The organism is Streptomyces sp. NPDC044719 (genome assembly GCF_056433405.1).
Genome location: NZ_JBWKHE010000005.1, coordinates 12,430 through 34,708, shown reverse-complemented (window position 1 = coordinate 34,708; position 22,279 = coordinate 12,430). Strand labels below are relative to the sequence as shown.

Annotated in this window: 21 protein-coding genes; 12 read left to right on the top strand and 9 right to left on the bottom strand. The window is 70.5% G+C overall.

The window, feature by feature from the left end; all coding sequences use genetic code 11:
• Positions 1-41: 41 nt before the first annotated feature.
• Positions 42-1,571: a S8 family peptidase gene (locus AC07DF_RS20315; RefSeq protein ID WP_478972886.1), complete on the bottom strand. Its 1,530-nt coding sequence runs from the start codon at positions 1,569-1,571 to the stop codon at positions 42-44.
• 256 nt (positions 1,572-1,827) lie between these two features.
• Here AC07DF_RS20315 and AC07DF_RS20310 point away from each other — a divergent pair, with 256 nt between their 5' ends.
• From AC07DF_RS20310 to moaA, 3 genes are all read left to right on the top strand, one after another.
• Positions 1,828-2,184 carry a DUF485 domain-containing protein gene (locus AC07DF_RS20310; RefSeq protein WP_478972883.1) on the top strand — a complete coding sequence of 119 codons (357 nt, stop codon included), beginning with the start codon at positions 1,828-1,830 and terminating at the stop codon, positions 2,182-2,184.
• Complete coding sequence (locus tag AC07DF_RS20305; protein ID WP_478972880.1) at positions 2,181-3,806, top strand: solute symporter family protein; 1,626 nt, start codon at positions 2,181-2,183, stop codon at positions 3,804-3,806. The genes AC07DF_RS20310 and AC07DF_RS20305 overlap by 4 nt, the downstream gene beginning before the upstream one ends.
• A gap of 171 nt (positions 3,807-3,977) precedes the next feature.
• On the top strand, positions 3,978-4,967 hold the full coding sequence (moaA, locus tag AC07DF_RS20300; RefSeq protein WP_478972877.1) for a GTP 3',8-cyclase MoaA: 990 nt from the start codon (positions 3,978-3,980) through the stop codon (positions 4,965-4,967).
• 17 nt (positions 4,968-4,984) lie between these two features.
• On the opposite strand, the gene AC07DF_RS20295 is transcribed toward moaA, so the two are convergent.
• Both AC07DF_RS20295 and AC07DF_RS20290 read right to left on the bottom strand, forming a co-directional pair.
• Positions 4,985-5,200: a hypothetical protein gene (locus AC07DF_RS20295; protein ID WP_454365231.1), complete on the bottom strand. Its 216-nt coding sequence runs from the start codon at positions 5,198-5,200 to the stop codon at positions 4,985-4,987.
• Positions 5,201-5,406: 206 nt separating this feature from the next.
• Positions 5,407-5,799 (bottom strand): DUF3099 domain-containing protein, encoded by a 393-nt coding sequence (locus AC07DF_RS20290; RefSeq protein ID WP_478972873.1) that lies wholly within the window; start codon positions 5,797-5,799, stop codon positions 5,407-5,409.
• A 200-nt stretch (positions 5,800-5,999) separates the two neighbouring features.
• Here AC07DF_RS20290 and AC07DF_RS20285 point away from each other — a divergent pair, with 200 nt between their 5' ends.
• Positions 6,000-6,275 (top strand): GlsB/YeaQ/YmgE family stress response membrane protein, encoded by a 276-nt coding sequence (locus AC07DF_RS20285; protein WP_478972870.1) that lies wholly within the window; start codon positions 6,000-6,002, stop codon positions 6,273-6,275.
• A 63-nt stretch (positions 6,276-6,338) separates the two neighbouring features.
• Here AC07DF_RS20285 and tyrS read toward each other — a convergent pair whose 3' ends face one another.
• The 3 genes from tyrS to AC07DF_RS20270 are packed head-to-tail and all read right to left on the bottom strand — an operon-like array spanning position 6,339 to position 10,565.
• The gene (tyrS, locus tag AC07DF_RS20280; protein ID WP_478972867.1) at positions 6,339-7,607 is read right to left on the bottom strand and encodes a tyrosine--tRNA ligase; all 1,269 of its coding nucleotides are present in this window, start codon (positions 7,605-7,607) and stop codon (positions 6,339-6,341) included.
• Positions 7,608-7,650: 43 nt separating this feature from the next.
• Positions 7,651-9,045 carry a metallopeptidase TldD-related protein gene (locus tag AC07DF_RS20275; RefSeq protein WP_478972864.1) on the bottom strand — a complete coding sequence of 465 codons (1,395 nt, stop codon included), beginning with the start codon at positions 9,043-9,045 and terminating at the stop codon, positions 7,651-7,653.
• Positions 9,042-10,565 carry a TldD/PmbA family protein gene (locus tag AC07DF_RS20270; RefSeq protein WP_478972861.1) on the bottom strand — a complete coding sequence of 508 codons (1,524 nt, stop codon included), beginning with the start codon at positions 10,563-10,565 and terminating at the stop codon, positions 9,042-9,044. Before AC07DF_RS20270 ends, AC07DF_RS20275 begins: the two co-directional genes overlap by 4 nt.
• Positions 10,566-10,838: 273 nt before the next feature.
• Between AC07DF_RS20270 and fabG the strand changes: the two genes are divergently transcribed.
• The 3 genes from fabG (at position 10,839) to AC07DF_RS20255 (ending at position 12,832) form a co-directional block, all read left to right on the top strand.
• The gene (fabG, locus tag AC07DF_RS20265; RefSeq protein WP_478972858.1) at positions 10,839-11,543 is read left to right on the top strand and encodes a 3-oxoacyl-[acyl-carrier-protein] reductase; all 705 of its coding nucleotides are present in this window, start codon (positions 10,839-10,841) and stop codon (positions 11,541-11,543) included.
• Between the two features lie 5 nt (positions 11,544-11,548).
• Positions 11,549-12,316 carry an enoyl-ACP reductase FabI gene (fabI, locus tag AC07DF_RS20260; protein ID WP_478972855.1) on the top strand — a complete coding sequence of 256 codons (768 nt, stop codon included), beginning with the start codon at positions 11,549-11,551 and terminating at the stop codon, positions 12,314-12,316.
• A gap of 162 nt (positions 12,317-12,478) precedes the next feature.
• Positions 12,479-12,832: a hypothetical protein gene (locus tag AC07DF_RS20255; protein ID WP_478972852.1), complete on the top strand. Its 354-nt coding sequence runs from the start codon at positions 12,479-12,481 to the stop codon at positions 12,830-12,832.
• Here the strand turns inward: AC07DF_RS20255 and AC07DF_RS20250 are convergent.
• Positions 12,810-13,502: a FadR/GntR family transcriptional regulator gene (locus AC07DF_RS20250; protein ID WP_478972849.1), complete on the bottom strand. Its 693-nt coding sequence runs from the start codon at positions 13,500-13,502 to the stop codon at positions 12,810-12,812. The two genes, AC07DF_RS20255 and AC07DF_RS20250, sit on opposite strands and share 23 nt — an antisense overlap.
• Positions 13,503-13,581: 79 nt before the next feature.
• On the opposite strand from AC07DF_RS20250, the gene AC07DF_RS20245 reads away from it, so the two are divergent.
• The 4 genes from AC07DF_RS20245 to AC07DF_RS20230 all read left to right on the top strand — a co-directional run bounded on the left by AC07DF_RS20245 (position 13,582) and on the right by AC07DF_RS20230 (position 16,062).
• Positions 13,582-14,913, top strand: coding sequence for a CynX/NimT family MFS transporter (locus AC07DF_RS20245; protein ID WP_478972846.1), 1,332 nt, complete (start codon positions 13,582-13,584; stop codon positions 14,911-14,913).
• 67 nt (positions 14,914-14,980) lie between these two features.
• Positions 14,981-15,097, top strand: a complete 117-nt coding sequence (locus tag AC07DF_RS20240) for an SGM_5486 family transporter-associated protein (RefSeq protein ID WP_104779641.1) — start codon at positions 14,981-14,983, stop codon at positions 15,095-15,097.
• Positions 15,098-15,271: 174 nt separating this feature from the next.
• Complete coding sequence (locus tag AC07DF_RS20235; RefSeq protein WP_478972842.1) at positions 15,272-15,478, top strand: hypothetical protein; 207 nt, start codon at positions 15,272-15,274, stop codon at positions 15,476-15,478.
• A 65-nt stretch (positions 15,479-15,543) separates the two neighbouring features.
• Positions 15,544-16,062: a SixA phosphatase family protein gene (locus AC07DF_RS20230; RefSeq protein ID WP_478972839.1), complete on the top strand. Its 519-nt coding sequence runs from the start codon at positions 15,544-15,546 to the stop codon at positions 16,060-16,062.
• Between the two features lie 82 nt (positions 16,063-16,144).
• On the opposite strand, the gene serB is transcribed toward AC07DF_RS20230, so the two are convergent.
• Complete coding sequence (gene serB / locus AC07DF_RS20225) at positions 16,145-17,359, bottom strand: phosphoserine phosphatase SerB (RefSeq protein WP_478972836.1); 1,215 nt, start codon at positions 17,357-17,359, stop codon at positions 16,145-16,147.
• 130 nt (positions 17,360-17,489) lie between these two features.
• Entirely contained in the window at positions 17,490-19,487 is a 1,998-nt protein-coding gene (locus AC07DF_RS20220) for a streptophobe family protein (protein WP_478972833.1), read from the bottom strand.
• A gap of 241 nt (positions 19,488-19,728) precedes the next feature.
• Here AC07DF_RS20220 and AC07DF_RS20215 point away from each other — a divergent pair, with 241 nt between their 5' ends.
• Positions 19,729-22,257 carry an ABC transporter ATP-binding protein/permease gene (locus AC07DF_RS20215; protein WP_478972830.1) on the top strand — a complete coding sequence of 843 codons (2,529 nt, stop codon included), beginning with the start codon at positions 19,729-19,731 and terminating at the stop codon, positions 22,255-22,257.
• The last annotated feature ends 22 nt before the right edge of the window (positions 22,258-22,279 follow it).

Genomic DNA, 22,279 nt, shown 5'->3' with positions numbered 1-22,279 from the left:
CTGACGGAGCTGACGGTGCGTGAACTCTTAGGATGCACAGGTCACTTGACCGCGCGCAGCGCGTTGACGATGCCGTACCCGTAGAAGCCGTTGACGCGCTTGCCGCCCTCGCAGGTGGCGTCCTGGGTGCCGTTGCCGTCCTGGTCGTAGGACTCGGGGCAGGCGGTCCGGTCGGCCTGCGCCTTCAGCAGGGCCTGGAGCTGGGCCGGGGACGCCCACGGGTGCTTGGACTTCAGCAGCGCGGCGACACCGGAGGCGTGCGGGGAGGCCATCGAGGTGCCCTGGAGGAAGCCCCACGTGCCGCCCGGCATGGTGGACAGGATGCGGCCGTTCTTCGAAGGCGTGTCGGGAATCTGGTAGCGCCCGTCACCGCCCGGCGCCGCGACGTCGACGACACCCTTGCCGTACGTCGAGTAGTACGACTTGACGTTGTCGACGCCCGTCGCGCTCACCGTGACGACACCCGGCAGCTGGGTCGGCACGTCGAAGCACTCGTGCGGGTCGATGGTGCGCTCGACGGGGGTGGAGTCGTCCGGGCTGGAGTCGTCGACGATGGCGTCCGAGTCCAGGTCGTGATTGGAGTTGCCCGCCGAGGCGACGTTGAGCGTGCCCTTCTTCTGGGCGTAAAGCTGCGCCCTGTTGACCGCGTCGACGATGGCCCGCTGGTCCGGGTCGTCCATGCAGTTGTACAGCCAGGGGTCGACGTAATAGCTGTTGTTCGTGATCTCGACGCCGTGGTCGGCGGCGAACACGAAGGCGCACACGACGCTCTCCGGGTAGAAGAGGCCGTTGGCCCGGTCGGTGACGTTGATGCTGGAGACCTTCACACCGGGTGCGACGCCCGCCACGCCTATGCCGTTGCGGGCGGCGGCTATCTCACCGGCGACATGCGTGCCGTGGTAGTCCTCGGGGGTGTACGGACGCCAGGCGCCCTCGCTGGTGTCGGGCTTGCCGCCGGCGCAGTTGGCGGACTGCGACGCGGAGAAGTTCGGGGCGATGTCCGGGTGCGTGTCGTCGACGCCGGTGTCGATCACGGCGACGGTCACCTTCCGGCTGCCCGGGTTGATCTTCGCGGCCTTGTCGGCGCCGATCGCCCGCAGATCCCACTGGTCGGCTTCGAGCGGCTCGCTCTCGGGCGTCTTCGCCGAGGCGGCCTCGGCCCGCGCGGCCTGGGCGCCGGTCAGATACTGCGCCGCGCCCTCCTCCTTCGTCCCCGCCGCGGTCAGCGGCGTCGTCCGCGTCGCACCCGCCGACTGGACACCGCGCACCTTGCGCACGGTCTTGGCGAAGTCGGGGTTCGCGGAGTGGACGACGATCACGCCGATCCGCTCGTACGTGGTCACGACCGAGCCGCCGGCCGCGCCGATCGCCTTCTTCACCGACGCGATCGTGCGACGGTCCACCTTGGTGTTGACGACGTACGCCAGCTTCGGGGCGTCCGCCGAGGGCGCGGCCGACTCCGCGCGCGGGGCGGCCGACGCGGCAGCCGGCAGGAAGCCCAGCGAGGCGGTGAGAGACAGAACGACGGGCACGGCGAGGGCGAGCCGGCGTCTGGAACGCAGCTGAGACATGGGGTCTCCACATCATCCGGAAACGAAACCGGCCCGAGGCACAGGTGGTGCTCGGGCAGGTACATGACGGGGTGGTGCAGGGCGAAGCTATCCCGCGCTCTCGCTGGCCAGCAACGTTTTGTCGAAACGACTTCGGAAAGAACGCCCGGCGGTTGAACCGGTTCTCGCGTGCCGCCGTGACGTTGAGCAGGGAGCGCGAGGACACTCGCCTCCGTCCCCGTCGAAAACCGCTTCCGTCGTCACGAGGAGACTCTCCGTGTCCACCGATGCACCGCCCCCCTCGAAAGAGCAACACAAACTCCCCTCACCCGAGGAGTTCGCCGAGGTGCAGGAGAGCGCGGAGTTCGGTGAACTGCGCCGCTCCTACCGCTCCTTCGCCTTCCCGCTGACCGTCGCCTTCATCGCCTGGTACCTGCTGTACGTGCTGCTGTCGAACTACGCGGGCGGCTTCATGGGAACCAAGCTGTTCGGCAACATCAACGTCGCCTTCGTCCTCGGCGTCGCCCAGTTCATCACCACGTTCCTCATCGCCTGGTGGTACTCGCGGCACGCCGCCGCGAAGCTCGACCCCAAGGCCGAGGCCATCAAGTCCCGGATGGAGGGCGGCGCATGAGCCCCGTACAGCAGACCTTCCTCGCCGCGAACGAGGCCAGCGAGCACCGGCCGCTGATCATCACCCTGTTCGCGCTGTTCGTCCTGGCCACGCTCGGCATCACCATCTGGGCCGGCCGCCAGACCAAGGACGCCGCCGACTTCTACGCGGGCGGCCGCCAGTTCAGCGCCTTCCAGAACGGCCTCGCGGTGTCCGGCGACTACATGTCGGCCGCGTCGTTCCTCGGCATCGCGGGCGCGATCGCCCTCTTCGGCTACGACGGCTTCCTGTACTCCATCGGCTTCCTGGTCGCCTGGCTGGTCGCCCTGCTCCTGGTCGCCGAGCCGCTGCGCAACTCCGGCCGCTACACCATGGGCGACGTCCTCGCGTACCGCATGCGCCAGCGCCCGGTCCGCACCGCCGCCGGTACGTCCACGATCGTCGTGTCGATCTTCTACCTGCTGGCCCAGATGGCCGGCGCGGGCGTCCTCGTCTCGCTGCTGCTCGGCATCACCTCCGACGCCGGCAAGATCCTCATCGTCGCCCTCGTCGGCATCCTGATGATCGTGTACGTCTCCATCGGCGGCATGAAGGGCACCACCTGGGTCCAGATGGTCAAGGCCGTGCTGCTCATCGGCGGCACCATCCTGATCACCTTCCTGGTGCTGCTGAAGTTCAACTTCAACATCTCCGACCTGCTCGGCCAGGCCGCCGAGAACAGCGGCAAGGGCGCCGCCTTCCTGGAGCCCGGCCTCCAGTACGGCATGACCGGTACCTCCAAGCTGGACTTCGTCTCCCTCGGTATCGCCCTGGTCCTCGGCACGGCCGGCCTGCCGCACATCCTGATCCGCTTCTACACGGTGCCCGACGCCAAGGCCGCCCGTAAGTCCGTGAACTGGGCGATCGGCATCATCGGCGGTTTCTACCTGATGACCATCGCCCTCGGCTTCGGCGCCGCCGCGCTGATCTCCCAGGACGAGATCATCGCCTCCAACCCGTCCGGCAACACGGCGGCACCCCTGCTCGCCCTGCACCTCGGCGGTGTCGACTCGACCTGGGGCGCGATCCTGCTCGCCACGATCTCGGCGGTCGCCTTCGCGACGATCCTCGCCGTCGTCGCCGGCCTCACCCTCGCCTCGTCGTCGTCCTTCGCGCACGACATCTACGCCAACGTCATCCGCAAGGGGAAGGCGTCCGGCGCCGAGGAGGTCCGCGCGGCCCGCTGGGCGACCGTCTTCATCGGCGTCGTCTCCATCGGCCTCGGCGCCCTCGCCCGCGATCTGAACGTGGCCGGTCTGGTCGCGCTCGCCTTCGCGGTCGCGGCCTCCGCCAACCTGCCGACGATCCTCTACAGCCTGTTCTGGAAGCGCTTCACCACCCAGGGCGCCCTGTGGTCGATCTACGGCGGTCTGATCGTCGCCGTCGGCCTGGTGCTGTTCTCGCCGGTCGTCTCCGGCGACCCCAAGGCGATGTTCCCCGAGGTGGACTTCGCCTGGTTCCCGCTGAAGAACCCGGGCATCATCTCCATCCCCTTCGGCTTCCTCATGGGCTGGCTCGGCACCGTCCTGTCCAAGGAGGAGCCGGACGCCAAGAAGTACGCCGAGCTGGAGGTCAGGTCCCTGACCGGCACCGGCGCCCACTGAGCACCAACCCCCTCGCGCGGCCGCCTCGTAGGAACCTCCAGGTCCCTGCGGCGCGGCCGCGCTCCGCGTCGTGGGATCGGGCCTGTGGAGTTGTCAGTGCGGTCACGTAGGCTCGCAGGTGTCGGAGAGGAAGTGCTCCGGGCACGATCCGCATCGAGGGAGGGGGCCCACGTGCTCATCGACACCTACGGCCGAGTGGCCACCGACCTGAGGGTCTCGCTGACCGACCGGTGCAATCTGCGCTGCACCTACTGCATGCCCGAGGAGGGCCTGCAGTGGCTGGCCAAGCCGGACCTGCTTAACGACGACGAGATCGTCCGCCTGATCGACATCGCGGTCACCTCCCTCGGTATCGAGGAGGTCCGCTTCACCGGTGGCGAGCCCCTGCTGCGCCCCGGCCTGGTGGGCATCGTCGAGCGCGTCGCGGCCCTGGAGCCGCGCCCCCAGATGTCCCTCACGACCAACGGCATCGGCCTCAAGCGCACGGCGGCCGCCCTGAAGGCGGCGGGCCTGGACCGGGTCAACGTCTCCCTCGACACCCTCCGCCCGGACGTCTTCAAGACGCTCACCCGCCGCGACCGCCACAAGGACGTCATCGAAGGCCTGCACGCGGCCCGCGACGCCGGCCTGACCCCGGTCAAGGTCAACTCGGTCCTGATGCCGGGCCTCAACGACGACGAGGCCCCGGACCTCCTCGCCTGGGCCGTGGAGCACGACTACGAGCTGCGCTTCATCGAGCAGATGCCCCTGGACGCCCAGCACGGCTGGAAGCGCGACGGCATGATCACGGCAGGGGACATCCTGACCTCCCTGCGCACCCGCTTCGAGCTGACCGCCGAGGGTGAGGAGAAGCGCGGATCGGCCCCGGCGGAGCGCTGGCTGGTGGACGGCGGGCCGCATGTGGTCGGCGTCATCGCTTCCGTCACCCGCCCCTTCTGCGCGGCCTGCGACCGCACCCGCCTCACCGCCGACGGCCAGATACGCACCTGCCTCTTCGCCCAGGAGGAAACAGACCTCCGCGCCGCCCTCCGCTCCGACGCCCCGGACGAGGAGATCGCCCGCATCTGGCGCCTGGCGATGTGGGGCAAGAAGGCGGGAGCGGGCCTGGACGACCCGACATTCGTACAGCCGGACCGCCCCATGTCAGCGATCGGTGGATAGAGGGCACTCGAAAGACGTCAGACGTCCTTCGCTTCCCACTCCTTCAGAAGAACCACGTCTTTCAAAAAACCCCGCACCCCGAGGAACTGCGACAAATGCTCGCGATGCTCCTCACACGCGAGCCACGTCTTGCGCCGCTCCGGCGTATGGATCTTCGGGTTGTTCCACGCAAGCACCCACACCGCGTCGACGCGGCAACCCTTCGCGGAACAGATGGGCGTCTCGTCACTCACAGCTTCTTCTCACCAGAAAAGGCGACGCCGAGCAGCCACGGGGGGAGCTGCCCGGCGTCGGTCCGTCGCTCCGACGGGGGATGCGGAGCGCGTACGAAGTATGTCACGGGTAACCCCGCCCCCGGCACCTGAACAACATGATTGATCTGAGCTTTTCTTGAGCTTGGCGGGAAGCTGACTTCCGTTTGTGATCGCCCCCGGACGTCCTACCGCTCCCGCGAATCGGTCTTCGCTCCCGGCGCGTGCCCGGACACCGCATCTTCCGCGACGGATTCCGCGGAACCGTCCTGCGTCCCCGGCGGCGCGATCATCGGCCGCGTCGGCGCCGCCACGAACGTCGACGGCAGAGACGGCGCGTTCTCGCGCCCGGCGTTCGCGATCACCACCGCGATGTACGGCAGTACCAGCCCGAGCACCAACGCCACGATGGCGACGTGCCGTTCGACGTTCCACAACGTGGCCGCGAGAATCACGGAGATCGTGCGGACCGTCATCGAGATCACGTACCGGCGCTGCCGCCCGCGTACGTCCTCCTGAAGTCCCGTCCGGGCGCCGGTGATCCGGAAAACCTGGACGTTGCCGCCGTGCTGCTTCCGCATCGCATTCCACCATCCGCCCGTACCTGACCAGGACAGCTCCCACGTTACGCCGCGGCCGCGCCCGCTACGAGACCGGGGCCCGTCCGGCCGAGGCGAAGGGCGTGCGCCGTGGCGCGTATGGCCATCCCCGGCATGCGGCGTACCGCACCTGGGCCGACACTGGCCGTAGAGCTCACGTCAAGCCGTACGAGGAGGCAGCGATGGGCTGGTTGTGGGCGATCATCGTGGGACTGGTACTCGGCCTGCTCGCCAAGGCGATCATTCCGGGCAAGCAGCACATCCCCCTGTGGCTGACCGTCATCCTGGGCATCATCGGAGGCATCGCCGGCAACGCCATCGCCCGGGCGGCCGGTGTCGACGCCACAGCGGGCATCGACTGGTGGCGGCATGTCTTCCAGCTGGTCATGGCGATCATCCTCGTCGGCCTCGGGGACAAGGCCTGGACGGGCGCACGAGGAGACAGACGGCGGGCGTGACGGCGGGGCGCACGGCGAAGGAGGCCGCCTCAGCACCAGAGACGACCTCCTTCCCACGCATGCTCAGCCGCCCGTGACCTCGACCGCCGCCAGGTTCTTCTTGCCCCGGCGCAGCACCAGCCAGCGGCCCTGCAGCAGGTCCTCCTTGGCGGGGACCGCGTCCTCGCCGGCGACCTTGACGTTGTTCACGTAGGCGCCGCCCTCCTTGACCGTGCGGCGCGCGGCCGACTTGCTGGCCACCAGGCCGACCTCGGCGAACAGGTCGACGACCGGGCCGAGCTCACAGACCTGGATGTGCGGCACCTCCGACAGGGCCGCGGCCAGCGTCCTCTCGTCGAGCTCCGCCAGCTCGCCCTGCCCGAAGAGGGCCTTGGACGCGGCGATCACGGCGGCCGTCTGGTCCGCGCCGTGCACCAGCGTCGTCAGCTCCTCGGCCAGGGCGCGCTGCGCGGCACGGGCCTGGGGGCGCTCCTCGGTCTGCTTCTCCAGCTCCTCCAGCTCCTCGCGGGACCGGAAGGACAGGATGCGCATGTACTTCGAGATGTCCCGGTCGTCCACGTTCAGCCAGAACTGGTAGAACGCGTACGGCGTCGTCATCTCCGGGTCGAGCCAGACGGCGCCGCCCTCGGTCTTGCCGAACTTGGTGCCGTCCGCCTTGGTCATCAGCGGCGTCGCCAGGGCGTGCGCCGTGGCGTCCGGCTCCAGGCGGTGGATCAGGTCCAGGCCCGCCGTGAGGTTGCCCCACTGGTCGCTGCCGCCCTGCTGGAGCGTGCAGCCGTACCTGCGGTAGAGCTGCAGGAAGTCCATGCCCTGCAGGAGCTGGTAGCTGAACTCCGTGTAGCTGATGCCTTCGGAGGACTCCAGGCGCCGGGCCACGGAGTCCTTCGTCAGCATCTTGTTGACGCGGAAGTGCTTGCCGATGTCCCGCAGGAACTCGATCGCGGAGAGGTTCTCCGTCCAGTCGAGGTTGTTGACCATGACGGCCGCGTTCTCGCCCTCGAAGGTCAGGAACGGCTCGATCTGGGAACGCAGCTTGCCGACCCAGCCGGTCACCGTCTCCGGGTCGTTCAGCGTGCGCTCCGCCGTCGGACGCGGGTCGCCGATCAGACCCGTGGCACCGCCGACCAGCGCCAGCGGCCGGTGACCGGCCTGCTGGAGCCGGCGCACGGTGAGCACCTGCACCAGGTGCCCCACATGCAGCGACGGCGCCGTCGGATCGAAGCCGCAATAGAACGTGACGGGACCGTCCGCGAGCGCCTTGCGCAAAGCGTCCTCGTCAGTGGACAGGGCGAACAGCCCGCGCCACTTCAGCTCGTCGACGATGTCCGTCACGGTTCTCGCATCTCCTTGAATGGGCTCGTAATCAGGTACGAGGTTATACGCCCTGGCTGACAGAGCTCATATTGAAATCCGGCACCCGCAGGGCCGGCATCGCGGCCCTGGTGAACCAGTCGCTCCATTCCCTCGGCAGCGTCTTCTCCGTCCGCCCGGCCTCCGTCACCCGGCCCAGCAGACCGACCGGCGTCTCGTTGAACCGGAAGTTGTTCACCGCGCCGGTCACCTCGCCGTTCTCGACCAGGTAGACGCCGTCCCGGGTCAGGCCCGTCAGCAGCAGCGAGGCCGGGTCGACCTCGCGGATGTACCACAGGCAGGTCAGCAGCAGTCCGCGCTCGGTGTCGGCGACCATCTCGTCCAGGGAGCGGTCCTCGCCCCCGTCCAGGATCACGTTGTCGATGCCCGGCGCCACCGGCAGGCCGGTCAGGCCCGCGCTGTGGCGGCTGGTCGTCAGATGCCGCAGCTCTCCCTCGCGCATCCACTCGGTGGCCGCCAGCGGCAGCCCGTTGTCGAACACCGACTCGTCGCCCCCGGAGGAGTGCGCGATCACGAAGGGCGCCGACTCCAGGCCGGGCTCGTTCGGGTCGCTGCGCAGGGTCAGCGGCAGATCGGTCAGCTTCTCGCCGACCCGGGTGCCCCCGCCCGGCTTGGAGAACACCGTGCGGCCCTCCACCGCGTCCCGGCCCGACGCCGACCACAGCTGGTAGATCAGCAGGTCCGCCACGGCCGACGGCGGCAACAGCGTCTCGTACCGGCCCGCGGGCAGCGCCACGCGCCGCTCGGCCCACCCGAGGCGCACCGCGAGCTCCGCGTCCAGGGCCGCCGGGTCGACGTCCTTGAAGTCCCGCGTGGAGCGCCCGGCCCACGCGGACCGGGTCCGGTCCGGTGACTTGGCGTTCAGCTCCAGCGTCCCGTTCGGCTGGTCGTGCCGCAGGCGCAGTCCCGTGGAGGTGCCCACGTACGTCGACACCAGTTCGTGGTTGGCGAACCCGTACAGCTCCCGGCCTCCGGCACGCGCGCGTGCGAAGGCCTCACCGAGCGCCGGGGCGAAGTCGGCGAACACCGCGGAGGAGGTCTCGGCGGGCGCCTCCGTGAACTCCGGGCTCGCGGCCACGCCCGTGACAAGCGGCTGCGCGTCCTCGGCGGGCCCGGCACCGCGCGCGGCCGCCTCGGCGGCCCGCACCAGGGGCTCCAGCTCGTCGGCGGTCACGGCGGACCGTGACACCACCCCCGAGGCCGTGCCCTCCTTGCCGTCGACGGTGGCGACGACGGTGAGCGTGCGCCCGCGCGTGACGCCGTTCGTCGTCAGGGCGTTGCCCGCCCAGCGCAGGTTGGCGGTGGACTGCTCGTCGGCGATGACGACACAGCCGTCCGCCCGGGACAGTTCGAGGGCGCGCTCGACGGCCTCGTGCGGCTTGCTGGTACGCGCGCTCATCGACCGGCCTCCTGGGTCGTGTTCAGAATGCTGACGCCCTTGAAGAGGGCAGACGGACAGCCGTGCGACACGGAAGCGACCTGCCCCGGCTGGGCCTTGCCGCAGTTGAAGGCGCCGCCCAGGACGTAGGTCTGTGGACCGCCGACGGCGGACATGGAGCCCCAGAAGTCGGTGGTCGTCGCCTGGTAGGCCACGTCCCGCAGCTGTCCGGCGAGCCGCCCGTTCTCGATCCGGTAGAAGCGCTGGCCCGTGAACTGGAAGTTGTAGCGCTGCATGTCGATCGACCAGGACCGGTCGCCGACGACGTAGATCCCCCGCTCCACGCCCCCGATCAGGTCCTCGGTCGACATCCCGGCCGGGTCCGGCCGCAGCGACACGTTGGCCATGCGCTGCACCGGCACATGCCCGGGGGAGTCGGCGTAGGCGCAGCCGTTGGACCGCTCGAACCCGGTCAGCCGCGCGATCCGCCGGTCGAGCTGGTAGCCGACGAGCGTGCCGTCCTTCACCAGGTCCCACGACTGCGCCTCGACGCCCTCGTCGTCGTACCCGATCGTGGCGAGCCCGTGCTCGGCGGTGCGGTCGCCGGTGACGTTCATCAGCTCCGAGCCGTACCGCAGCTTGCCGAGCTGGTCGAAGGTGGCGAAGGACGTGCCGGCGTAGGCGGCCTCGTAGCCGAGCGCTCGGTCCAGTTCCGTCGCGTGCCCGATGGACTCGTGGATCGTCAGCCACAGGTTGGACGGGTCGACGACCAGGTCGTACAGGCCCGGATCGACACTCGGTGCGCGCATCTTCTCGGCCAGTAGCTCCGGGATCCGCTCCAGCTCGTCCTCCCAGTCCCAGCCGGTACCCCGCAGGTACTCCCAGCCGCGTCCCGCGGGCGGCGCGAGGGTACGCATCGAGTCGAACTCGCCGGTCGACTCGTCCACCGACACGGCGTTGAACACCGGGTGCAGCCGCACCCGCTGCTGCGTGGTCACGGTGCCCGCGGTGTCGGCGTAGAACTTGTTCTCGTGGACGGTGAGTAGCGAGGCGTCGACGTGATCGACCCCGTCGGCCGCCAGCAGTCGGGCGCTCCAGTCCGCGATCAGCCCGGCCTTCTCCTCGTCGGGCACCGTGAACGGATCGATCTCGTACGACGAGATCCACGTCTTCTCGGAGTGCACCGGCTCGCCGGCCAGCTCCACCCTCTCGTCCGACCCCGCCGCCTTGATCACCTGCGCCGACAGCTTCGCCATGGCCACCGCCTGCCCGGCGACCCTGGCGGCGGCGTCCAGGCTGAGGTCCACACCGGACGCGAAACCCCACGTACCGCCGTGCACCACCCGCACCGCGTACCCGAGGTCGGTGGTGTCCGACGACCCGGCGGGCTTGGCGTCCCGGAACCGCCAGGAGGCCCCCCGCACCCGCTCGAACCGGAAGTCCGCGTGCTCGGCACCGAGCGCACGCGCGCGTGCGAGGGCCGCGTCGGCGAGGGCGCGTAGGGGGAGGGCCGTGAAGGCCTCGTCGATGGTATGAGGCACCGCCGTCTCTTTCTGTCGAGGTGAGCGTGGTTGCCGTACTGCGTGACTGCTCCGATCATGTCGCCCATCCCGCGCGCGGGCCACGAGTTTGCGTACCCCGGGTGCGTGGCTTTCTGTAGGGACCCGACAGTGAGTCCCGTACGCCACTGTCGGTGCCCGATTGTCCGCGGGCGTCTCCGGACCGATAGGTTTTCGAGGAAGCCGCCTGTCATCGCCGCCTGTCGTCCAGGTGCCCGGGCGGGCGTACCAGACCGCTATCGAAAGGGTGATCCGTTGAGCCGCTCGGTTCTCGTCACCGGAGGCAACCGGGGCATCGGCCTCGCCATCGCCCGCGCTTTCGCCGATGCCGGCGACAAGGTCGCCATCACGTACCGCTCGGGTGAGCCGCCCGCCGGCTTCCTTGCCGTCAAGTGCGACATCACCGACCCCGAGCAGGTGGAGCAGGCCTACAAGGAGATCGAGGAGAACCACGGCCCCGTCGAGGTCCTCGTCGCCAACGCCGGCATCACCAAGGACCAGCTCCTGATGCGCATGTCCGAGGAGGACTTCACCTCGGTCATCGACACCAACCTCACCGGCACCTTCCGTGTGGTCAAGCGCGCCAACCGCGGCATGCTGCGGGCCAAGAAGGGCCGCGTCGTCCTGATCTCCTCGGTCGTCGGCCTGTACGGCGGTCCGGGCCAGGCCAACTACGCCGCCTCCAAGGCCGCCCTGGTCGGCTTCGCGCGCTCCCTCGCCCGTGAGCTGGGCTCGCGGAACCTCACCTTCAACGTCGTCGCGCCCGGCTTCGTCGACACCGACATGACCAAGGTGCTCACCGACGAGCAGCGCACGGGCATCGTGGCGCAGATCCCGCTCGGCCGGTACGCCCAGCCGGAGGAGGTCGCCGCGACGGTGCGGTTCCTCGCCTCGGACGACGCCTCGTACATCACTGGAGCCGTCATCCCCGTTGACGGCGGACTGGGAATGGGTCACTGATCACCATGAGCGGAATTCTCGAGGGCAAGCGCGTCCTGATCACCGGTGTGCTGATGGAGTCCTCCATCGCCTTCCACGCCGCCAAGCTGGCCCAGGAGCAGGGCGCCGAGATCATCCTCACGGCGTTCCCGCGGCCCACGCTGACCGAGCGCATCGCCAGGAAGCTGCCCAAGCCCACCAAGGTCATCGAGCTCGACGTCACGAACGACGAGCACCTCGGGCGCCTGGCCGACATCGTCGGCGAGGAGCTCGGCGGCCTCGACGGTGTCGTCCACTCCATCGGCTTCGCCCCGCAGGACGCCCTCGGCGGCAACTTCCTCAACACGCCGTTCGAGTCGGTCGCCACGGCCATGCACGTCTCGGCGTACTCCCTGAAGTCGCTGACCATGGCCTGCCTGCCGCTGATGCAGAACGGCGGCTCCGTCGTCGGTCTGACCTTCGACGCCCAGTACGCCTGGCCGCAGTACGACTGGATGGGCCCGGCCAAAGCCGCCCTGGAGGCCACCAGCCGCTACATGGCCCGTGACCTGGGCAAGCAGAACATCCGCTGCAACCTGGTCTCGGCCGGTCCGATCGGCTCCATGGCCGCCAAGTCGATCCCGGGCTTCGGCGAGCTGGCCTCCGTATGGGACTCCCGCTCCCCGCTGGAGTGGGACCTGAAGGACCCCGAGCCGGCCGGCCGCGGCATCGTGGCGCTGCTGAGCGACTGGTTCCCGAAGACCACGGGCGAGATCATCCACGTGGACGGCGGTCTGCACGCCATCGGAGCCTGATCTCCCGTACGCCGTCGACGCCCCGTTCCCCGCAGCGCGCGGGGGAGCGGGGCGTCACCCGTTCGGCCCAGCAGGCCGGGCGGGGGAGGCCCGTGACCGGGCACTCTGGAGTACGCGTTCACCACGCGGTCCCCTCCCCAGCACGGCCGAGGAGGTCCCCTTGTGCGCTTGTCCCGCCGAACGGCCTCACTGTCCGTCGCCGTCGCTCTCGTGCTGACCCTGGCCTACGAGGCGGTGCCACACGCGCGTGTGCCCGCCGGTGACGAGCAGGAGCGGGAGGATCCCTTCGGCGCCGCGTGCCGGATCCGCGTCGAGGACTCCAGGGTGACCGCGTTCTGTCACAACCCCTACCCGGAGACCGACCGCGTGAGCCTGCACGTCGAGTGCGCCCGCTGGTGGGACATCGACACCGACAGCTCCCCCGTGGAGGCCGGGCCTGCGCAGACCGTGCGCCTCAAGGGGCGCTGCTGGAAGGAAGTCGGCGCCGCCTGGGTCAGTCACCGGAGGGCGAGCTGATCCCGCCCAGGCGGCACAGGAACGGATAACGGGCCGCTTCCGTCCCCGCCCGGTCCGCGTCTCCCACGCGGATCGCGTCGAGCAGCCGCCCGTGGTCCATGTACGTCTCCGGCGTCAGCTCCTCGCCGACGTCCTCGCGCAGCCAGTCCCGCAGCACCTCGCCCAGGTCCGCGTACATGGCGGTCATCACGTCGTTGTGGGAGGCGGAGACCACGGCCAGGTGGAAGGTCGCGTCCGCGGTCACGAACGCCTCCGCGTCACCCGACTCCCAGGCCTCCTCACGCCGCAGCAGCAGCGCGTCTAGCTGCTTGAGGTCCTTCTCGGTGCGCCGCTCCGCGGCCAGCCGGGCGGCGGACGACTCCAGCGTGGAGCGCAGCTCGGCGATGTGCCGCGGGTCGGCGCCGGCGAACCGCCGCTGCATCACACCGGCCAGCTCACTGGTCGCCACGACGTAGGTGCCGGAGCCCTGGCGGATGTCCAGCAGGCCGTTGTGCGAGAGCGCGCGGACGGCCTCACGGACCGTGTTGCGGGCGACGCCGAGCTGCTCGACCAGCTCCGGCTCGGTCGGGATGCGGGAGCCGACCGGCCACTCGCCCGACGTGATCTGGGCCCGCAGCGCGGCGATGACCTGTTCGGAGAGCGCCGAACGACGGGGATGGCTCAGAGGCATGGCTCACCTTCGCACGACCGGGGCGCCGGACGGCAGCCGAGGAGTGGACGGGTTGGACAGTCAATCATCCCATGATTCTATGATGGGCCACATGGCTAGTGAGGAAACCCGGACGATGACGCCCCCGACCGTTCGCAGCTCGGCCGCGCACGACGCCCGGAAACCGGGCGGCCCGTCCACGCGCGCGTGGACGACACGGCTGCTCGTCCTCGGCATCGTGCTGGCCGCCCTGAACCTGCGGCCCGCCATCACCAGCCTCGGCGCCCTCCTGAAGGAGGTCCGCGACGGGCTCGGCATGAGCGGCAGCGTGGCCGGACTGCTCACCTCCGTGCCGCCGCTGTGCTTCGCCGTCTTCGGCGTGATGGCCCCGCGGCTCGCCCGCCGCTTCGGAGCGGGCGCCGTGGTCTGCGCCGGCATGATCGCCATCGCCACCGGCCTGGCGATCCGTCCGTACACCGGCGGCACGGCCGGCTTCCTGGCCGCCAGTGCCCTCGCCCTCATGGGCATCGCGGTCAGCAACGTCCTGATGCCGGCCATCGTCAAGCAGTGGTTCCCCGACCGCGTGGGTTCCATGACCGGCGTCTACTCCATGGGACTCGCCCTGGGCACGTCCCTCGCGGCCGCGGTCACGGTGCCCGTGTCCGACGCGCTGGGCGGCAGCTGGCAGTCGGCCCTGGCCCTGTGGTCGGGGCTCGCCGTCGCGGCGATCCTGCCGTGGCTGCCGTTCGTACGGCGGCGCCCGGGGGCCTCCGCTGGAACGGAACCCGCGCACGAGGAGACTCAGGCGTCCACCTCTACCGACCCCGCGCGTGTGGAGGCGCCGCGGCTGCGGATCACCCGGAGCCGTACCGCCTGGGCGCTGGCCGTCTTCTTCGGGCTCCAGGCCACCGCCGCCTACATCACGATGGGCTGGATGGCGCAGATCTTCCGGGACGCCGGTGTGCCCGCCGGCACCGCCGGGCTGCTGCTGGCGCTCACCATGGCGATGGGCGTGCCCCTGGCCTTCGTCATACCCCGCCTGGCCACACGGCTGCCGCACCAGGGCCCGATCGTGCTGGCCCTGGGCATCTGCGGCCTGATCGGCTACGCCGGGCTGTATCTCGCGCCGGCCGGCGGCGCCTGGGTCTGGGCCCTGCTGCTCGGCGTCGCGAACTGCGCCTTCCCGCTCGCCCTCACCATGGTCGGCATGCGGGCCAGGACCGGCCCGGGGGTGGCCCAGCTGTCGGCGTTCGCGCAGAGCACCGGCTATCTCATCTCGATCCCGGGACCGCTCCTGGTGGGCGTCCTCTACCAGCACAGCGGCGGCTGGGGCCTGCCGATCACGCTGATGAGCGCCCTGATGATCCCGCAGATGGTCGTCGGCTGGCTGGCGGGCCGCGACCGCACCGTGGAGGACGAGGCGGACCGCTGAAGCGGCCTCCTCGCGTCGGCCTCACCCCGGGGCGTACCGGACCCGGGGTGAGTGCGACACTTGCCCCATGCCAGTGCTCGATCCGAATCCCCAGCATGGTCAGAAGAAGATGCTGCTCGTGTTCGGCGCCTTCTTCGCGATCTTCATCGTCATCGCCGTCATCGCGACGCTCGCCTCGCCGTGACCGGCCCCGGCCCCGGCCCCGCCGATGGTGGGGCTAGCCCCCCTGTCCCCTAGGGGGTGAGGGTCAGGGTCAAGTGGGTGGGTCACCGGATGGGTTGGCTGCCGCGGATTCCGTAGCTTCGAGGTGTGGCCGCGAGACGGGGGGCCACCGGCCACTCGAAGAGCGGAGGCACCCATGTCGGCCCCTACGCAGACCCCGCCCCACCCGGCGACCCGGTCCGGCGCCGACAGCCGGCTTCCCTGGTGGGCCCTGGCCCTGCCGACGCTTCTCTTCACCGCGCTGCTCGTCCTGATCCTGAACCCGTCCGGCGCCCACGCGGCCACCGGTGACCCCGTGGTCACCCACCTCTTCGAGCGACTGCAGCAGCTGACAGCCCGCTGAGCACGGCCGAAGCCGGTGGTCAACTCCCTGCGCTCGATGGCGTGTTTCATGCGAAGCTGGATCTCATGAGCGTCGCAGAACCCCGCACGATTGTCCTCTTCCGCCATGCGAAAGCCGACTGGCCACAAGTGACCGATCACGAGCGTCCGCTCGCTGACCGGGGCCGAAAAGACGCGGCGGAGGCCGGGCGCAGGCTGGCCGACACCGGCATCCCCGTCGACCTGGCCCTGTGCTCCACCGCGGTCCGGACCCGGGAGACCTGGAAGCTCGCCGTCCATGAGTTCCCACATCGGCCGAAAACCGTCTACGAAGAGCGGATCTACGAGGCCTCGCCGGGCGAACTGATCGCCTTGCTCAACGAGACCCCCGACGATGTGCGGAACGTCCTCATGATCGGCCACAACCCGGGCGTCCAGGGCCTCGCCGACATCCTGGCGGGCTCGGCCGAGGACGACGCCCGCGAGCGGATGGACCGCCGCGGGTTCCCGGCCGCCGCCTTCGCCGTCCTGTCGTTCACCGGCTCGTGGAAGAGCGTGGAGCCGGGCGTGGCCGCGCTGCGGGACTACTGGGCGCCGACCGAGTGACCGTCTCCGCGTGACAGCGGGGCCGTGACAGGGGGCCCGGCACCGGTGCGGTGCGTGCGGTGCCGGGCCCCTCCCGTCCGCCTCAGAGCGTGTCGAGGGTGTCCGCCGCTTCGACCTCTTCGCGCGTGACGCCCAGCAGATACAGGACCGTGTCCAGGAACGGGAAGTTCACCGCGGTGTGCGCGGCCTCGCGCACCACCGGCTTGGCATTGAAGGCGACGCCGAGACCGGCCGCGTTCAGCATGTCCAGGTCGTTCGCACCGTCACCGATCGCCACGGTCTGCGACAGCGGCACGCCCGCCTCCGCCGCGAACCGGCGCAGCAGCCGGGCCTTGCCCGCGCGGTCGACGATCTCGCCGGTGACCTTGCCCGTCAGCCTGCCGTCGACGATCTCCAGTGTGTTGGCGTGGGCGAAGTCCAGCCCCAGCCGCTCCTTCAGATCGTCGGTGACCTGGGTGAACCCGCCCGAGACGACACCGACTTGGTAGCCGAGCCGCTTCAGCGTACGGATCAGGGTGCGGGCGCCCGGCGTCAGCCGCACCTCGCTGCGCACCTTGTCCACCACCGAGGCGTCCAGCCCCTCAAGCAGCGCCACGCGCGCGTGCAGGGACTGCTCGAAGTCCAGCTCCCCGCGCATCGCGGCCGCCGTCACCTCGGCCACCTTGTCCTCGCAGCCGGCGTGCGCGGCGAACAGTTCGATGACCTCGTCCTGGATCAGCGTCGAGTCGACGTCCATGACGACCAGGCGCTGCGCACGCCGGTACAGGCCGGCGGCGACGACGGCCACGTCGATGCCGAGCTTCGCGGCGTCCGGCGCCAGGGCGGTGCGCAGCGGCTCGGTCTCCACCCCGGACACGGCGAACTCGACGGCCGTCACGGGGTACTTGGCGAGCCGGAAGATACGGTCGATGTTGCCGCCGGTCCTGGTGATCCGCGCGGTGACCGCGGCGGTCGCCTCCGAGGTGAGCGGATGCCCGAGCACGGTGACCAGCGAGCGGCCCAGACCGCGCGGCCGGTTGTCGCCGAGGCCGGAGATGATCTCCGCCTGCATCTTCATCGACTCGGCCCAGCTGTGGACGGTCGCCCGCAGATCTCCCTCGAGGCCGGGGGGCGGCTCGGTCACGAGCGCGCACAGCACCATCCGGCCACGGGTGACGACCTGCTCGATGTCGACGACGTCGACGGAGTAGGCGGCGAGGGTGTCGAAGAGGCCGGCCGTGATGCCCGGCCTGTCCTTGCCGAAGATCTTGACAAGGAGGGTGGGGACGTCAGAGGACGAGGTCTGCGATGCGCTCATGGTGCTTCCACCGTATCCGGCGGGCAGGTCACACCGCCCCTGAGGTCCGGCTGGCGGACAGCGAACACTGGGTGTCGCGTCGATGGCGTGAGTCTTACGCACCGGTAGGCGCGCCCCTCCGCCCTCGGGATCACCTTCCGCCCCGCGGGTTCCGCGGCGGTGGTGGGGGAGGAGGCGGGGGCGGCGGCCCGTCGTCCGGCCGGGTCGGGGGCCCGTTCCCGCCGCGCGGCCCGGGCGGCCGGCGGGGGCCGCGCGGCGGCGGCCCGACCGGCCGCGCCACGGTGGGCGCGCCGTACACGTCGCCGTTCCCGGGCTCGGTGGCCCCCGCGTCCGGCAGCTCTTCGTCAGGCCGGCCCCGGCGCGCGTCGCCGGGCCGCCCCCAGGCCTCTCCGGGCCGCCGTTCCTCACCGGCAGGCGGCGCGTCCTCCGGTTCTCGCAGCTCGTCCGGAACCCGGAGGTACGGATTGGTGTCCCGGTTCGGCGGCCGGTACGGCGTCCCCGGCGTATAGGGCCCGGCTTCCCTCCCGTACGACGCCCGCTCGCCTCGCGGAACGCCCCGGTCCCAGGACCGCCCGGCCCTCTCGTCCTGCCAACCGGTGTCGTTGTCGTGCCGGCCGGCGCCATCATGCCGGCCCATGCCCTCGTCGTCGTACCGGCTCGCCCCCGAGCCGCCCCCCGGCCCTGTCGACCCGTCCCCCCGGGCCAACGCCGCCACCGACCGCCCGGCGGCCCCGCTCACCCACGCCAGCAACGCCCCCACGGCCCCGGCCCCCGCGCCCCACACCGCGCCCAGCAGCAGGGCCATGCCGAGATGCCCGTGCAGTTCGATGCCCGCGCCGAACGCGTCGAAGCCGAGCACGGACAGGGAGGCCGTCACGGACACATCCGTCAGCCAGGCCAGCAACGGCAGGGCCAGCGCGGTCACGACCCCCAGCCGCAGCGCGCACCGGCCCGCGAAACCGAGGGCACCGGAACCCCGTACCGTCGCCCCCGCCCGCACCTCCGCGACGCTCACCACCGGCGACCGCACCGCCGTCAACACCCCCGCCAGCAGCATCATCAGCGCGGCCGCCACCCCGAGCAGCCACACCCGCCCGTCCAGCTCGGCCAGCCTCGCCAGCGTCACCTGCCGGCCGGGTCGGCCCGCGAGCAGGTCGTCCAGCGGGTCCGGCAGGAAACGGGTCAGTTCCCCCGTGGCCCTGCCGTCCCACGGCACGAACAGGCCGATCGGCACGCCCAGCCACACCCCGTTCGGCGCGCCGAGCAGCGCCGCGCCGGCGATGCGCTCGGGACGGTCGTCACCAGTCGCCGCGTACGCCGCCGCGGCGAACCCCGCCGCAACGGCCACCAGCAGTACGGTCACCACCGCGGAAACGGCCGGCCGTACGACCCGGTGCACGGCCTCCCACCCCCGGGGCAGCGGGGTGCGGCGCGAGGCCAGCAGGGCGACGAGGAGGATCCCGGCCGACCATCCGAGCCCGCCGAACAGCGTGGGCACGGTGTCGACCGTGAAACCGACCGCCGCCCGCGCGTCGACCAGGTCCCCGATCCGGTCCGGCAACAGCCCGCCGATGTCTCCGACGTCCCCCAGCCCGGGGATGTCCAGGCCGCCGCTTCCGCTCCCGCCCCCGCCGGTCAGGTCGTCCAGCCGCAGCGAGCCGCCGTCGATCGTGATGACGTCGTGCCCCGCCCAGGCCAGCCCGCCCAGCATCGCCACGAACAACGCGACCACCGCACCGGCACGCGCGAGGAGTTCGGCCGGTGAGATCACAACTCCCGCCGCCCGCAAGGACCGCAGGAAGAAGTACGACAGCAGCAGCGCCCCGACCAGGCTCACCCCCAGTGGCGTGATCTCGATGGCCGTGTCCGCCTCCGCACCGGTAAGACCGAACACCGACACATCGCCGGACGGCGTGACCGAACCACCCGCCCCAAGGGCCACCACCGCCGCGGTCATCGGCCCCAACGAGCCCGCCGCGTCCGCCTCCAGCAGCCGCAGCCCCAGCGCCGCCGTGCCCGCCATCCCGATCAACGCCCAGCTCACGGCGGCGACGGCGGACATCAGCACGTCCCCCCACGGCACGCGCGTGCCGCCACTCGCCTTCTCGACACCTGCACCGGCACCCATGGCAGACCCCCCGATCCGCTGCGCGGCGGGAACACCGCCCATGTCCCCCTCGCGACGAAATACCACTCTCCGGCCCGGTTTCAACCCCGTCAACGGAATCGGCCGAAGCGTCCGTGCGCGGTTTTCACAAGGCCCGACTTTCGGTCAGGGGGCCGCTCCTGAAATAGTTCCCCCCGATGTTCGACATCCCTAGACTCCCCATGTCGGGGGTAACTCGGGGGACAACTCAGTGGGGCATGGAGTGCCGGAACTCGTACTGGAATCAAACGGACGTACCTGGACGCTCGATCCGTCCAGGGCATATACCCTCGGACGTGATCCGCAGGGGGACGTCGTCTTCGACGACGCCAGGGTCTCCTGGCGTCACGCCACGGTCAGTTTCAACGGCCGCAGTTGGGTCATCGAGGACCATGGCAGCACCAACGGCACGTTCGTGCAGGGTCAGCGGATCCACCACATGGAGCTCGGGCCGGGCTCGGCGGTGAACCTGGGCAACGCCACCGACGGACCGCGACTGAGTCTCTCCGGCACCGCGGCCTCCGTGGCCACGCCGCAGGCCCAGCCCCAGCAGCAGCCGTATGCCGCGCAGGGCGCGAACCCAGGCTGGGCCCAGCAGGCGCCCTCCCAGCAGCAGGCTCCGCAGGCCGGCTGGCAGCAGCCGCAGCAGCCGCAGTCGCAGCAGCCCGGCGGGCACATCCCGCAGCAGCAGACTCCCGGCGGCGCCGCGGGGGCGCCGCCGGCCCACGGCGACCGCAGCCCCACCACGTTCCACCAGTTCTCCCTCGGCCGCGTGATGCGCATCGGCCGTGCCCTGGAGAACGAGCTGGTCGTCTCCGACCTGCAGGTCTCCCGGAACCACGCCGAGTTCCACGCCACGCCCGACGGCCGGATGGAGATCCGCGACCTCGGCTCGCACAACGGCACGTACGTCAACGGCCTGCCGATCCCCAAGGGCGGCGGGCAGTTGCTCGGCCCGGCCGATGTCGTCGGTGTCGGCCACTCGACGTTCCGCATCGTCGGCGACCGGCTCGAGGAGTTCGTCGACACCGGTGAGGTGTCCTTCTCCGCCCGCCATCTGACCGTCACGGTCGACGGCGGCAAGCAGATCCTCAAGGACGTCTCCTTCGGCGTCCCCGAGAAGTCGCTCATCGCGGTCATCGGACCGTCCGGCTCCGGCAAGTCGACGCTGCTCAAGGCACTCACGGGCTACCGCCCGGCCGACCAGGGCGAGGTCCTCTACGACAACCGGAACCTCTACAAGCAGTTCGCCGAGCTGCGCCAGCGCATCGGTCTGGTCCCGCAGGACGACATCCTGCACAAGGAACTGACCGTCAAGAAGGCGCTGAAGTACGCGGCCAAGCTCCGCTTCCCGGCCGACACCACGGCCCGCGAGCGCGAGGCCCGCATCGACGAGGTGCTGCGCGAGCTGAAGCTCGACATCCACAAGGAGAAGAAGGTCACCTCCCTCTCCGGTGGCCAGCGCAAGCGCGTCTCGGTGGCCCTTGAGCTGCTCACCAAGCCCTCGCTGATCTTCCTGGACGAGCCCACCTCCGGCCTCGACCCGGGCATGGACCGCGACGTCATGCAGCTGCTGCGCGGCCTCGCCGACGACGGCCGAACGGTCCTCGTCGTCACCCACTCCGTGGCCGAGCTGGCGATCTGCGACAAGCTCCTGGTGATGGCCCCGGGCGGCGCCGTCGCCTACTTCGGCCCGCCCGAGGAGGCGCTGAACTTCTTCGGCTACGACACCTGGGCCGATGTCTTCTCCGCCTTCGAGAACTACCGCGACTACGACTGGGCGGGCCGCTGGAAGGGCTCGCAGCACTACCAGATGTACGCAGCGGACATCGACGCCGTGGCGCCGCAGTCCGTACAGGTTCCGCCCATGCAGGCGATGAAGCCGCCGAAGCCACAGGGCTGGATGTCGCAGTTCGTCACGCTGGTGCGGCGCTACGTCTCGGTGATCGCGTCCGACAAGGGCTTCCTCGCCCTGATGGTGATCCTGCCGGCCGTGCTCGGCGCGGTCAGTCTCCTCATCGACGCGGACCAGGGCCTGCTGCCGAACCCGGCCAACCCGCAGACCGGCCGGATCATCCCGAACGGCACCGCGACGACGGTCCTGCTGATCCTCGCGGTCGGCGCCTGCTTCGCGGGCGCGGCGAACTCCGTCCGTGAGCTGATCAAGGAACGGGTCATCTACGAGCGGGAGCGCGCCACCGGCCTGTCCCGCTCGGCGTATCTGATGTCCAAGGTGTTCGTGCTCGGCATGATCACCGTGCTGCAGGGCCTGCTGGTCGGCGTCATCGGCTTCTCCAGCCGGGAGATCCCCGAGGAGGGCCTGGTCCTCGGCAGCGCGACCCTCGTCGAGCTCTCCATCCCGATCATGGCGCTGGGCTTCACGTCGATGATGTTCGGCCTGATCATCTCGTCGCTGGTCAAGACCGCCGAGAAGACCATGCCGCTGCTGGTGATGTTCGCCATCATCCAGGTCGTCTTCACCGGCTGCCTGTTCACGCTGCACGGCTCGATCGGCGTCAACCAGTTCTCGTTCCTGATGCCGTCGCGCTGGGCGGTCGCCGCCGCCGGTGCCACGCTGGACTTCAACAAGATCGCCCCGCCGGAGACCGCCGGCGACAACGACCCGCTGTGGGAGCACACGGTCGGGGCCTGGGCCATGGACATGGGCGCACTGCTCGCGCTCGGCGTGCTCTGCGGCTTCTTCGTGGCCCGCTTCCTGCGCCGCCACGAGCCCGAGGTCATGCGCAAGTAGTCTCCGCCGCACGACGCCCGAA

Excerpts from the sequence above, each read along its gene's own strand:
- AC07DF_RS20315 (WP_478972886.1), bottom strand. The coding sequence starts at position 1,571 with ATGTCTCAGCTGCGTTCCAGACGCCGGCTCGCCCTCGCCGTGCCCGTC.
- AC07DF_RS20305 (WP_478972880.1), top strand. The coding sequence starts at position 2,181 with ATGAGCCCCGTACAGCAGACCTTCCTCGCCGCGAACGAGGCCAGCGAG.
- AC07DF_RS20290 (WP_478972873.1), bottom strand. The coding sequence starts at position 5,799 with ATGCGGAAGCAGCACGGCGGCAACGTCCAGGTTTTCCGGATCACCGGC.
- AC07DF_RS20285 (WP_478972870.1), top strand. The coding sequence starts at position 6,000 with ATGGGCTGGTTGTGGGCGATCATCGTGGGACTGGTACTCGGCCTGCTC.
- AC07DF_RS20275 (WP_478972864.1), bottom strand. The coding sequence starts at position 9,045 with ATGAGCGCGCGTACCAGCAAGCCGCACGAGGCCGTCGAGCGCGCCCTC.
- fabI (WP_478972855.1), top strand. The coding sequence starts at position 11,549 with ATGAGCGGAATTCTCGAGGGCAAGCGCGTCCTGATCACCGGTGTGCTG.
- AC07DF_RS20250 (WP_478972849.1), bottom strand. The coding sequence starts at position 13,502 with ATGCCTCTGAGCCATCCCCGTCGTTCGGCGCTCTCCGAACAGGTCATC.
- AC07DF_RS20245 (WP_478972846.1), top strand. The coding sequence starts at position 13,582 with ATGATGGGCCACATGGCTAGTGAGGAAACCCGGACGATGACGCCCCCG.
- AC07DF_RS20240 (WP_104779641.1), top strand. The coding sequence starts at position 14,981 with ATGCCAGTGCTCGATCCGAATCCCCAGCATGGTCAGAAGAAGATGCTG.
- AC07DF_RS20235 (WP_478972842.1), top strand. The coding sequence starts at position 15,272 with ATGTCGGCCCCTACGCAGACCCCGCCCCACCCGGCGACCCGGTCCGGC.
- AC07DF_RS20230 (WP_478972839.1), top strand. The coding sequence starts at position 15,544 with ATGAGCGTCGCAGAACCCCGCACGATTGTCCTCTTCCGCCATGCGAAA.
- serB (WP_478972836.1), bottom strand. The coding sequence starts at position 17,359 with ATGAGCGCATCGCAGACCTCGTCCTCTGACGTCCCCACCCTCCTTGTC.
- AC07DF_RS20220 (WP_478972833.1), bottom strand. The coding sequence starts at position 19,487 with ATGGGTGCCGGTGCAGGTGTCGAGAAGGCGAGTGGCGGCACGCGCGTG.